The sequence below is a fragment of the Bradyrhizobium sp. 14AA genome (assembly GCF_054185205.1).
The window spans coordinates 116,434-128,426 of the sequence record NZ_JAVAYM010000003.1 but is presented as its reverse complement, the minus strand read 5'-3'; the positions used below and the strand labels follow the sequence as shown (position 1 = coordinate 128,426).

At 65.9% G+C, this 11,993-nt stretch carries 11 protein-coding genes; 7 read left to right on the top strand and 4 right to left on the bottom strand.

Annotation, left to right across the window (positions count from 1 at the left end):
- Positions 1 to 3 precede the first annotated feature (3 nt).
- The 3 genes from RAD15_RS08410 to RAD15_RS08400 all read left to right on the top strand — a co-directional run bounded on the left by RAD15_RS08410 (position 4) and on the right by RAD15_RS08400 (position 1,776).
- Entirely contained in the window at positions 4 to 1,032 is a 1,029-nt protein-coding gene (locus tag RAD15_RS08410) for a peptidoglycan -binding protein (RefSeq protein WP_458176291.1), read from the top strand.
- A complete protein-coding gene (locus RAD15_RS08405; protein ID WP_458176289.1) occupies positions 1,032 to 1,478 on the top strand; it encodes a GNAT family N-acetyltransferase in 447 nt (148 codons plus the stop codon). The genes RAD15_RS08410 and RAD15_RS08405 overlap by 1 nt, the downstream gene beginning before the upstream one ends.
- Positions 1,479 to 1,551: 73 nt before the next feature.
- Positions 1,552 to 1,776 carry a hypothetical protein gene (locus tag RAD15_RS08400; protein WP_458176287.1) on the top strand — a complete coding sequence of 75 codons (225 nt, stop codon included), beginning with the start codon at positions 1,552 to 1,554 and terminating at the stop codon, positions 1,774 to 1,776.
- A 173-nt stretch (positions 1,777 to 1,949) separates the two neighbouring features.
- On the opposite strand, the gene RAD15_RS08395 is transcribed toward RAD15_RS08400, so the two are convergent.
- Complete coding sequence (locus tag RAD15_RS08395) at positions 1,950 to 3,800, bottom strand: ABC transporter ATP-binding protein/permease (protein WP_458176285.1); 1,851 nt, start codon at positions 3,798 to 3,800, stop codon at positions 1,950 to 1,952.
- A gap of 201 nt (positions 3,801 to 4,001) precedes the next feature.
- Here RAD15_RS08395 and rpmE point away from each other — a divergent pair, with 201 nt between their 5' ends.
- Positions 4,002 to 4,229, top strand: coding sequence for a 50S ribosomal protein L31 (gene rpmE / locus RAD15_RS08390; protein ID WP_027530154.1), 228 nt, complete (start codon positions 4,002 to 4,004; stop codon positions 4,227 to 4,229).
- Between the two features lie 191 nt (positions 4,230 to 4,420).
- Here rpmE and rcdA read toward each other — a convergent pair whose 3' ends face one another.
- A complete protein-coding gene (rcdA, locus tag RAD15_RS08385) occupies positions 4,421 to 4,930 on the bottom strand; it encodes a protease adaptor protein RcdA (protein ID WP_458176283.1) in 510 nt (169 codons plus the stop codon).
- Between the two features lie 496 nt (positions 4,931 to 5,426).
- Positions 5,427 to 5,618 (bottom strand): DUF1192 domain-containing protein, encoded by a 192-nt coding sequence (locus tag RAD15_RS08380; protein WP_458176281.1) that lies wholly within the window; start codon positions 5,616 to 5,618, stop codon positions 5,427 to 5,429.
- Positions 5,619 to 5,743: 125 nt separating this feature from the next.
- On the opposite strand from RAD15_RS08380, the gene RAD15_RS08375 reads away from it, so the two are divergent.
- On the top strand, positions 5,744 to 6,742 hold the full coding sequence (locus tag RAD15_RS08375) for an NAD(P)H-quinone oxidoreductase (protein WP_458176279.1): 999 nt from the start codon (positions 5,744 to 5,746) through the stop codon (positions 6,740 to 6,742).
- A 150-nt stretch (positions 6,743 to 6,892) separates the two neighbouring features.
- Positions 6,893 to 9,769, top strand: a complete 2,877-nt coding sequence (locus RAD15_RS08370) for an EAL domain-containing protein (protein ID WP_458176277.1) — start codon at positions 6,893 to 6,895, stop codon at positions 9,767 to 9,769.
- 228 nt (positions 9,770 to 9,997) lie between these two features.
- Here RAD15_RS08370 and RAD15_RS08365 read toward each other — a convergent pair whose 3' ends face one another.
- Positions 9,998 to 10,258 carry a DUF7662 domain-containing protein gene (locus RAD15_RS08365; protein WP_458176275.1) on the bottom strand — a complete coding sequence of 87 codons (261 nt, stop codon included), beginning with the start codon at positions 10,256 to 10,258 and terminating at the stop codon, positions 9,998 to 10,000.
- 155 nt (positions 10,259 to 10,413) lie between these two features.
- Here RAD15_RS08365 and RAD15_RS08360 point away from each other — a divergent pair, with 155 nt between their 5' ends.
- The gene (locus RAD15_RS08360) at positions 10,414 to 11,910 is read left to right on the top strand and encodes a sensor domain-containing diguanylate cyclase (protein ID WP_458176273.1); all 1,497 of its coding nucleotides are present in this window, start codon (positions 10,414 to 10,416) and stop codon (positions 11,908 to 11,910) included.
- The last annotated feature ends 83 nt before the right edge of the window (positions 11,911 to 11,993 follow it).

Sequence of the window (11,993 nt, the reverse complement as noted above, 5' to 3'; positions counted from 1 at the left end):
GACATGGCTCTAGCGCGCGGACGCCGCAGCGAAGGCGCCTTCAACTACTGGCCCGGCTTCGTCGACGCACTGTCGACGCTGGTGCTGTCGATCGTGTTCCTGCTGTCGGTGTTCCTGGTGGTGCAGTTCTTCCTGTCGCAGGAGGTGACCGGCAAGGACAAGGCGCTGGAGCTGCTCAACGCCAAGATCGCGCAGCTCAACGAGCTCTTGTCGCTGGAGAAGCTCGGCAAGCTCACGCTCGACGACCAGGTCTCGCAACTCAAGGCCGGCCTTGCCTCGGCCGAAACCGAGCGCGATCGCATCAAGGGCCTCTATGACGGGCTCGCCGCCGCCGGCAATGACGCGCAGGGCAAGACCTCCGAGCTCGGCAAGGCGCTGGACTCGGAGAAAGCGGTCTCGGCGCGGGCGCTGGCGCAGATCGAGGTGCTGAACCAGCAGATCAGCGCGCTCCGGCGGCAATTGGCGGCGCTGGAAGAGGCGCTCGACGCATCCGAGAAGCGCGACAAGGAATCGCAGAACCGGATCGCCGATCTGGGGTCTCGCCTGAACGTAGCCCTGGCGCAGCGCGTGCAGGAATTGTCACGCTACCGCTCGGAGTTCTTCGGCCGCCTGCGCGCCATCCTCGGCAACCGCCCCGACATCCGCATCGTCGGCGACCGCTTCGTGTTCCAGTCCGAAGTGTTCTTCGACACCGGCCAGGCGACGCTGCTGCCCGAAGGCCGCGCCGAACTCGACACGCTGGCGACCGCGCTGATCGAGCTCGACAAGAAGATCCCGAACGAGATCGCCTGGGTGCTGCGTGTCGACGGCCACACCGACGTGCGACCGGTGAGCGGTGCGAACTTCAAGTCCAACTGGGACCTGTCCGCAGCCCGCGCCATCTCGGTGGTGCAATACCTGATCTCGCTCGGCGTGCCTGCCCAGCGCCTCGTCGCCGCCGGCTTCGGCGAATTCCAGCCGCTCGACACCGCCAACACGGAAGAGGCCTACAAGCGCAACCGGCGCATCGAGCTGAAGCTGACGGAGCGGTAGTGAGCGCCCTCCACCTCCGCCCCTACGCGGCCTCCGACGAAGCGGCCTCGATCGATCTCTGGCATCGCACCTGGCAGCAGGCCTATCCGCAGATCGACTTCGCCGCGCGGCTGGACTGGTGGCGCGAGCGTTGGCGCAAGGATCTGGTGCCGAACGCCTCGATCGTCGTCGCCGAGCAGGACGGTGCGCTGACCGGCTTCGTCACCATCGATCGCGAAGGTTATCTCGACCAGCTCGTGGTCGATCCGGATCACTGGGGCTCGGATGCGGCGCGGCTGCTGGTGGACGAGGCCAAGCGGCTATCGCCATCAGGCGTCACGCTGCTCGTCAACAAGGACAATGCCCGCGCCATCCGCTTCTACGAGCGCAACGGCTTTGCCCATGCCGGCGACGATGTGAACCCGACCTCGGGCCGGCCGGTGCTGAAGATGACTTGGCGGGCGTGACGCCTGTCACGCAGGGATCCCGCGGCGCCGGTTATTCGTTGTCTCAGCGATGACAAGCGGATGGAGACGATCGATGAAGCTGAGCGAGCTCGCCAAGGGGGCCTCGGTGATGCTGGGCGTGATCGTCGCCGGCTATCTGTCGACGACCTATGTCGACCAGCGCTTCGCATCGCTCGAGACTACAAGTGCGCCTATTCCAACGAACGGCCCTGCGCCATCAGCCTGCGTCGGTGAGGACGGCAGCTGGAAGAACTGGGCGTGGCCGAACGTGCCGGCGCTCTCGCCGAAGTGCCGGTAATCGAGGGAATTCTCCTAACACTCCGCCGTCATGCCCCGCGCAGGCGGGGCATCCAGTATTCCGCGGCCTTTCCGCATTTCACCGGTGTCTCGGAGTACTGGATTCCCCGCCTGCGCGGGGAATGACACCGTGGTTGTGGTGACGATCGCAGAGCCTCACGCCGCGCTAGCGTCTCACGCGCCCTCGAACTGCAACCTCGCGAGCCTGGCATAGAGCCCGTTCGCGGCCACGAGCTCGGCATGCGTGCCCTGCTCGACGATGCGGCCCTGGTCCATCACCAGGATGCGGTCGCAGGACAGGACGGTTGCGAGGCGGTGCGCGATCACCAGCGTGGTGCGGTGGCGCATCAGTTCTTCGAGCGCGGTCTGCACCAGCGTCTCGCTCTCGGCGTCGAGCGCGGAGGTCGCTTCATCGAGCAACAGCAGCGGCGCATCGCGCAGGATGGCGCGGGCAATCGCGATGCGCTGGCGCTGGCCGCCAGACAACGTCACGCCGCGCTCGCCGAGCGACGTGTCGAAACCTTCGGGCAGGCGGCGGATGAACTCGGCGGCGTGCGCGAGCTCGGCGGCGCGCTCGACCTCGGCATCGGTCGCATCAGGCCGGCCGAAGCGGATGTTCTCGCGGGCGCTCGCGGCGAATACGTTGGATTCCTGCGGCACCAGCGCGATGCGGGAACGGAAATCGCGGGGATCGGCGGATTTGACCGGCACGCCGTCGAGCGAGATCGCTCCGCTGCGCGGATCGTAGAAGCGGAGCAGCAGATGGAAGATGGTGCTCTTGCCGGCGCCGGACGGGCCGACGATCGCGACCTTCTCGCCGGGGCGCACGGTGAACGAGACCGCGTCGAGCACGTTGACATCGCGCCGCGCCGGATAGGCGAAGCTGACCCGGTCGAAGCCGACCTCGCCGCGCGGCGGCACCGGCAGCGCGCGCGGAGAGGCGGGCGCCTTGATGTCGGGCTGCACATGCAGGATCTCGAACAGGCGCTCGGCTGCGCCCGAGGCGGCCGAAACCTCGCCCCAGACCTCGCTGAGCTGGCCGAGGCCGGCCGCGGCGAACGCCGCATAGAGCACGAACTGGCCGAGCCGGCCCGGCGAGATGGCGCCGGTCAGCACGTCATGCGAGCCGATCCAGAGGATCGCGACCACGCTTGCGAACACGATGAAGATGATGATGGCGGTGAGCACCGCGCGCGCCTGCGTGGACGTGCGCGCCGCCTCGTAGGCCTGCTCGACCTCGCCGCCGAAACGCTTCTCGGCGAAGTTCTCGCTGGTATAGGCCTGCACGGTGCGGATCGCGCCGACCAGCTCGCCGGCATAGGCGGAGGCCTCGGCGAGCGTGTCCTGCGCATTGCGCGACAGACGCCGCACCCAGCGCCCGAAGGCGACCAGCGGCAGCACGATCAGAGGTATGGCCAGCAGCACGAAGCCCGACAGCTTAGGGCTGGTGATCACCATCATCGCGGCGGCACCGAAGAACATCATCAGATTGCGCAGCGCGATCGACACGGAGGCGCCGACGGCGGATTTGATCTGGGTGGTGTCGGCGGTGAGGCGCGAGATCAGCTCGCCGCTGCGTGCGGAATCGAAGAAGGCGGGCGAGAGGGAGAGCAGATGACCGAACACGTCGCGCCTGAGGTCGGCGACGATGCGCTCACCGATCGTCATCACGAGGTAGTAGCGCGCGGCGCTGGCGAGCGCGAGCACGGCGACCACCGCGATCATCACCGAGAAGTAGCTGTTGATCAGCTCGATACCCTCGGGCGTCAGTCCGAAATCGATCATTCGGCGCACCGCGACCGGCACCAGCAGCGTGGTCAGCGCGGCGACCGTCAGCGCGACGAAGGCCAGCGCGGCGCGGCCGCGATAGCGGCTCACATAGGGCGCCAGCGCCACCAGCGGCCGCAGCTTCGCGCGGCCCTTGGCGGGCTGCTCGATCAGCTCGGCCTCGATCGACGGGGCCTCGGCGGGCACGCTCTGGCCCTCGTCGCGATACTGATCGTCAAGCCGTTCCACAGCGCTCATGAGATCCGACCCAAGGAGAGGAGTTAACTCCACATAGGCCGCTGCCGGGGGAGTGGCAAATCCGGGATGTCCCTTAGGGGGCGCCCCGGTTCTCCTGTCGCCACAATGGCTTGTTTTAAAGGGGCCCGTGGGGTATAGACCCGGCCAAATCCGTCATTCGATAGCCACTCAAGCGAGGCGCCGGGCGCCCTAGGAATTGCCATGAAAGCCGAAATTCATCCGGATTATCATACGATTAAGGTCGTGATGACCGACGGAACCGAGTACCTGACCCGCTCGACCTGGGGCAAGGAAGGCGACACGCTGAACCTCGACATCGACCCGAAGTCGCACCCGGCCTGGACCGGCGGCAACGCCCAGCTGATGGACCGCGGCGGCCGCGTCTCGCGCTTCCAGAAGAAGTTCTCGGGCTTCCTCAAGAAGGATTGATCCGGCCGTTTCGGCCGCAACGAAAAACGCCCCCGGCAGACCGGGGGCGTTTTTGTTTTGCGCTCTCGACTAAAACCGAGAATTCGTAGGGTGGGCAAAGCGAAGCGTGCCCACCAATTCTTTATCGCGGTCCTGGAGAGAGATGGTGGGCACGGCGCTGCGCGCCTTTGCCCACCCTACTGCACCGTGGCTTACCGCTCGAACGCCGCCTTCAGCGCGTTGAGGTGCGGCACCAGCGGATTGCCGATCGCGACGTGCTCGGCCGGCGGGGTGTGGATGGTGGTGTCGAGGCGGCGGACGCGGGTCTGCAGGCTCATCGAGCGGTGGATCAGGTCCTGGAGCTGCGAGGGCAGCTTCTCGATGGTGTCGCCGGGGCCGGGATCGGCGGCGCTGAGCTTGACCTTGGTCTTCTCGCGGTTGGCCTGGATCAGCGTCATCTCGCCTTCCTTCACCGCGCGGTGCAGCAGCAGCCACGAGGCGAGCTGCATCAGGCGGGTGGTGAGGCGCATGCTCTCGGTCGCGTAGGTGAGGCTGACGGCCCGGTCGAGCGCCTTGGCCTCGGTGCGGCCGGCGCCGTCGAGATAGGCCGCGGTCTCTTCGACCAGATCCATGCCCTCGCGGAACAGGACGCCGAACGCCGCAGAATTGGTGAATCGCTCGCTGAGCTGAACGAGAGCGCCGTCGGCTTGCAAACGTTCCATGGTTAACGCCCCTTACGCAACTGTTTACCTATCCGGCTTTGGCGCCGGCTTATGATGAACAAATCATTGCGCGGGCGAGACGCGGAGTCCAGTGACAAGCGCGGATATGGTTTCCGCGGGTCATTCCCGGGAATTCAACCGGGAATAGACGCAAAAAAAGAGCCGCCGGAGACCGGCGGCTTTGAAAGTTGATAACAGGGAGGCGTCAAACAGAGTGGACAGGAGCCACTCGGTGTCCAAACGAGGACAGTTCCAGTCATAAACCCGAAAGCTTAATCGACCGTAAACGAGCGAATTTTTTGAGGGTTCGTTAGCCATGTCGGCCAGAGGCCGAGCCACCATCGTGCCCCGAACGCAGTGCGGCACGAAGTGCCGCGCTGCCGAGCCGGGGCCCAGTTCCTTGGCTGAGGAATTCGGAGAGACGTGGGTCCCGGTTCTGCGCGGCAGCGCTTACGCGCCGCAGCGCGCCCGGGACACGCGAGGACAGGCGCGCGTCCTACGACTTGAAAAAACTGTTCGCCGCATCGCGCGAAGCGCGTTTCTTGGTGGCGGCTTCTTCCAGCCTTGCGATCTCAGTCTTGAGCAGGGCGACGCGCTCGGTCAGCTCCTCCACTGACAAGAGTGAGAGATCCTGTCCGATTTCATGCGTGATCTTCTTGCGCGGGCGGTCGTCGTCTTCCGTCGCCATTCTCGTTCCTCCTGCGTTCCCAGGACACGTTACCAAGAGCACCCGGCCGAGGCGGTTGCCAGCGTGAACCCCGCTGGCTAAGCAATGGCCTCGTTTCCTCCCGCACCTTTGCTCAAGGACACATCATGGACAAGCTGCCCGCGCAAATGACCGTGGTCGCCATCTCCAAGCCCGGCGGACCGGAGGTGCTGGTGCCGGAACAACGCAGCCTTCCGCAGCCCGGCCCCGACGAGATCCTGGTCAAGGTGATGGCTGCCGGCGTCAACCGGCCCGACGTGGCGCAGCGCTCCGGCGCCTATCCGCCGCCGCCCGGCGCCAGCGACCTGCCCGGCCTCGAAATCGCAGGCGAAGTGGTCGCGGTCGGCAGCAACGCCAAGCGGCACAAGATCGGCGACAAGGTGATGTCGCTGGTCGCCGGCGGCGGCTACGCGCAGTACTGCATCGCCCAGGACGCCCAGGCCATGAGCGTGCCGCCGGCACTGTCGATCAAGGAAGCCGGCGCGCTGCCGGAAACCCTGATGACGGTCTGGCACAATGTGTTCGAGCGCGGCGGCCTGAAGGCCGGCGAGACGCTGCTGATCCATGGCGGCTCCTCCGGCATCGGCACCATGGCGATCCAGCTCGCGAAGGCATTCGGCGCGAAGGTGTTCGTCACCGTGGGATCGCAGGACAAGATCGACGCCTGCCTCAAGCTCGGTGCCGACCGCGCCATCAACTACAAGACCGAAGACTTCGTCGCCGTGGTCAAGGAAGAGACCGACAAGGCCGGCGTCAACCTGATCCTCGACATGGTCGCGGGCGAGTATGTCGACCGCAACTATGACGCCGCCGCGGTCGACGGCCGTATCGTGCAGATCGCGACCCTCAACGGCCCCAAGGTCAGCGTCAACATCGCCAAGGTGATGGTGAAGCGCCTGACCCATACCGGCTCGACGCTGCGCCCCCGTAGTAATGCGGACAAGGCGGCGATGGTGGCCGCGATCGAGGCGAAAGTGATGCCGCTTTTGCGCGAAGGCCGCGTCAAACCGCTGATGGACAGCTCTTTCCCCCTGGAAAAGGCATCCGATGCGCACCGGCGCATGGAGACCTCGGCACATATTGGCAAAATTGTGTTGGAGGTCTAGGCCTCTGACCCACAGGGTTAGCGGAAACCCTTTGATTTTCCTCGCTTTCGTGGCATCTATCGCGACGCGCCGAACCTGTTGCGTCCGGCGTGAAATCGTCTTTTAGAAACGTCTTGCACACTGAGTTGCGTCGAACGCGGAGAACTGGCCTTGCGTCTGATCAGGTGCCTCGCGCCCATCGCGCTGGGCCTCATGATTCTCGTCGCCGCGTCCCCGGCGCGCTCGCTCGATGCCGTCAGCGTCCGCGGTGACGCGCCCGCGATCGACCTCACCGGCGTCCTCGATCATCAGCGCAGCGACGCCGATCGCATCCAGGTCTCCACCGCGCCCGGCACCGACGGCATCGTCCGCCGCATCGAGGTGCGCGCCCGCGAGGGCGGCCAGAACTGGGTGGTGTTCGCGCTCGCCAACAACACCGACGACCAGCTCGACCGCCTGATCGTCGCCCCGCATTACCGTATCGTGTCCTCGGGCCTGTTGTGGCCCGACCTCGGCCTCTCGCGCATCGCGACCATCACGCCCTCGACCGGCGACCGGCCGGAGCGGCAGGAAAGCCCGACCGCCGACGTGTTCCGCGTCACGCTCGACCCCGGTGCCGTCGTCACCTTCGTCGCGGAACTGCGCACCGACAAGCTGCCGCAGCTCTATCTGTGGGAGCCGGAAGCCTACAAGGACAAGGTCAATTCGTTCACGCTGTACCAGGGCATCGTGATCGGCATCTCCGGGCTGCTGGCGCTCGTTCTCACCATTCTGTTCGTGGTGAAGGGCAGCATCATGTTCCCGGCGGCGGCGGCCCTGGCCTGGGCGGTGCTGGTCTACATCGGCGTCGATTTCGGCTTCTGGGGCAAGGTGCTCGACATGTCGAACAACGCCGAGCGCATCTGGCGCGCGGCGGGCGAAGCGATCCTGGCGGCCACGCTGCTGGTGTTCCTGTTCGCCTATCTCAACCTCAGTCGATGGCACGTACGCTATTCGCACATCACGGTGGGCTGGCTGGCGTTCCTCGGGTCCCTCGTCGCGCTCGCGCTGTTCGATCCCGCCGTTGCCTCCGGCATCGCGCGCATCTCGCTGGTGCTGATCGCCTTCGCCGGCTTCGCACTGATCGTCTATCTCTCCACCCACGGCTTCGACCGCGCCGTGCTGCTGATCCCGACCTGGTTCCTCCTGGTGGTCTGGGTGGTCGCGGCCGGCATGACGGTCGCCGGCTCGGTCACCAACGACATCGTCGGCCCGGCGCTGCTCGGCGGCCTCGTGCTGATCGTGATGCTGATCGGCTTCACGGTCATGCAGCACGCCTTCGCCGGCGGCGGCGCCACCACCGGCGTCGTCTCCGACATTGAGCGGCGGGCGCTGGCGCTGGCCGGCTCCGGCGATCTGATCTGGGACTGGGACGTCTCCGCCGACAAGGTTTTTACCAGCCCCGAGACGGAAGCCCTGCTTGGCCTGAAGCGCGGCACGCTCGAAGGGCCCGCAGCCTCGTGGCTCGAAGTGCTGCATCCGCTCGACCAGGACCGTTTCCGCGCCGCGCTCGACAGCGTGCTCGACCAGCGCCGCGGCCGCCTGGTGCAGGATTTCCGGCTGCGCACGCCGGACGGCCATTTCATGTGGTTCGCGCTCAAGGCGCGCCCGGTGGTCGGCTCGGACGGCGAGGTCTCGCGCGTGGTCGGCACGCTCACCGACGTCACCGAACTGCGCAACGCCGAGGAGCGCCTGCTGCACGATTCCGTGCATGACAACCTCACCGGCCTGCCCAACCGCAAACTGTTCATGGACCGGCTCGGCGCGGTCGCGCATTTCGCCAAATCCATGCCGACGCTGCGGCCGACGCTGATGGTGATCGACCTCGACCGCTTCAAGCAGGTCAACGATTCCGTCGGCATTGCGGTCGGCGATTCCATCCTGCTGACGCTGGCCCGCCGCCTCACCCGCATCCTGAAGCCGCAGGACACGCTGGCGCGGCTCGCCGGCGACCAGTTCGGCCTGATCCTGCTGTCCGAGCAGGACCCCGCCCGCATCACCGCCTTCGCCGAGACCATCCGCAAGACCATCCGCGCGCCGATCGCCTTCAACGACCGCGAGATATTCCTGACAGCCTCGATCGGGTTGGCCCTTTCCGATCCACAGACGCAGCTGACGGACGAGATCATCAAGGACGCCGAGCTTGCGATGTATCACTCCAAGCGCATCGGCGGCGACCGCATCGACGTCTACAAGCCGGCGATGCGCGCGCGGAAGACGGATCGCCTGACGCTGGAGAGCGAATTGCGCCGCGCCATCGAGCGGCAGGAACTGACGATCCTGTACCAGCCGATCGTGCGGCTGGAGGATCGTTCGGTCGCCGGCTTCGAGGCGCTGGTGCGCTGGGACCACCCGAAGCTCGGGCGCATGGCGCCGTCGGAATTCATCACCATCGCCGAAGAAACCGGGCTGATCGTCGATCTCGGCATGTTCGTGCTCGACCAGACCGCCAAGCAACTGTCGATCTGGCAGCGCGCGATGCGCTCGCGCGAGCCGATCTTCGCTTCGGTCAACGTGTCGTCGCGGCAATTGCTGCGCCACGACCTGATCCACGACATCCGCACCGTGCTGTCGCGCTCCTCGGTGGCGCGCGGCACGCTGAAGCTGGAATTGACGGAATCGCTGGTGATGGAGAATCCGGAGCACGCAGCGCAAATGCTGACGCGGATCCGCGAGCTCGGCACCGGCCTGTCGCTCGACGATTTCGGCACCGGCCATTCCTCGCTGGCCTATCTGCAGCGCTTCCCGTTCGACACCATCAAGATCGACCAGTCGTTCGTGCGCACCACCAACCGCGGCACCCGCCCGGTGATCCTGAAGTCGATCATCGCGCTCGCACACGACCTCGGGATGGACGTGGTAGCCGAAGGCGCCGAGACCGATTCCGACGCGGTCGAGCTCTACCAGATGGGCTGCGAATACGCGCAGGGCTTTGCCTTCGGCGAGCCGATGGACGCCGACGCAGCGATGCGGCTGCTGACGGAAGTGCGGCTGGAAGCGGCGAGCTGAGCGCTCTTCTTCCTTCTCTTGTGGGAGAAGGTGGCGTAGGCGGACTTCGGCCGCCGTTCTTAGGAACGCCGATGCTTTGCATCGGCTATGGCGCCGGATGAGGGGCTGCATCGGCGAATTCAGATGCACGAAGTTGCGCGCGGAGAGAGACCCCTCACCCGTCTCGCCGCTACGCGGCGAGCCACCCTCTCTCACAAGGGGAGAGGGGAAGAACGGACCGCACCGATATCAACGCCGCCGTTCGCTCTTCTTCCTGAACCGCACGCTCGCGCCGTCCGGCATCCGTGTCGCCACGAATCCCGCGGCGAGACAGGCTTCGCGCTGCGGCATCTGGATGTCGGGGCTGCGCAGGCTGTCCCACCACGAGGCACGGTTGGCCGCGCGCGGCAAGGCCGCACCGATGACCTCCTCGATCTGCTCGAAGGTCAGCACGAATTCATCCTGCTTCTGCCGCATCAGATAGTCGCGCAACGCGTCGTAGTCGTTCACAATCGTCCTCTCGTCCGAAGCCCGGCTTCACCGGATCAAATCTGCCGAAAACCGGCAGTCGCATAAACCAATTCTTAACTCATTGCGGCAGCGCCGTCCCGGCTTAAACACTACTCAAGAATTCGGGCGCATCCATCAGGGATCGGGAGCAAACGATGCTGTCTGGATGGCGCGAAGTCATGGCCCGCCGGCCGTGGCGAATTTCGGCGAAGCTGCTGATCATCTCGTCCGTGGTGACGGTGATCGGCTTTTCCGCCATTTGCGTCAATGTCATGCTCGACATGCGCCGGGGCGAGGAGGCGCTCGCCCGCCAGACGCTGGAGAATTTGGCGACGAGCATCGAGTCCGACGTCAGCCGCAACATCGAGATCTACGACCTGTCCCTGAAGGCGGTCGCCAGCAGCATGCTGCTGCCGGAGCTGACAACTGTCTCGAAGCCGATCCGCCACCTGATCCTGTTCGACCATGCCATGACGGCCAGGCATTTCGGCGCGATCCAGGTGTTCGATGCCGAGGGCAGGCTGACGATCGATGCCTCCACGCTCGATCCCGTGCAAGAGAACAGAAGCGAGGAGGACTACTTCAAGGTCCATCGCGACAATCCCTATGTCGGGCTCTTCATCAGCCGTCCCATGCTGTTCCGCGGCGCCTACTCGATCGTGCTGAGCCGGCGCATCAGCGACACCGACGGCGGCTTCATGGGCGTCGTCGCCGGCTCGATCCGCTTCAGCTATTTCCACGAATTGTTCGAGCGGCTGAATCTCGATCCTGACGACACCATCACCGTGCTCAAGCGCGACCGCACCATCATGATGCGGCGGCCGTTCGACCTCGACGTGATCGGCAAGAACCTGGGCACGCGCCAGGACTGGAAGCCGGACAATTTGCGCGCCGGCGGCGCCTATGCCGGCAAGGGCCCGGTCGACACGACCCCGCGGCTGTATGTCCGCAGCAGCAGCAACAATCCGCTGTTCGTCGTGGCCGGCAAGCCGCTGAGCGCGGTGTTCGAGCTCTGGCGGAAGCAGGCCTATCGAATCGGCGCCGTGGTGCTGGCACTCGCCCTGTTCGTGCTGGGATCGACGCTCGTGCTCGCGCGCGAGATCGGCCGGCGCGCCGAGGCGGAGCGCAAGCTCGAGGAGATGGCGACGACGGACGCGCTCACCGGCCTGAAGAACCGCCGCAAGTTCGATATCGTCATCGACGTGGAATGGCGGCGCGCCATGCGCCAGAAGACGCCGGTGGCGCTCCTGATGATCGATGCCGATCACTTCAAGGCCTACAACGACACGTTCGGCCATCAGGCCGGCGACCAGGTGCTGGTCGGCATCGCCATCTGCATTTCCGATTCGGTGAGCCGCGCCGGCGATTGCGCCGCGCGCTACGGCGGCGAGGAATTCGCCGTGCTGCTGCCGGACACCGCCGCCGCCGATGCCTTCAGGATCGCCGAGGCGATCCGCGGCAAGGTGCAGGGCTGGTCGGACGACCAGACGAGCTCGACCGTCTCCTGCGGCATCGCCAGCCTCGTCCCCGCCGCCGGCATGGACTGGTCGATTCTGGTCGCCGCCGCCGACAAGGCGCTCTATGCCGCGAAAGCCGGCGGCCGCAACCAGTCCGTGGTTGCGAGCATCCCGAAGCTGTCGCTGGTGGCGTGAGGGGCGGCGCACCGCCGTCATTACAACGAGCAGCGCGCCAAATACTCGGCGTCGTCCTGGCCTAGTACGCAATTGCGCACGGG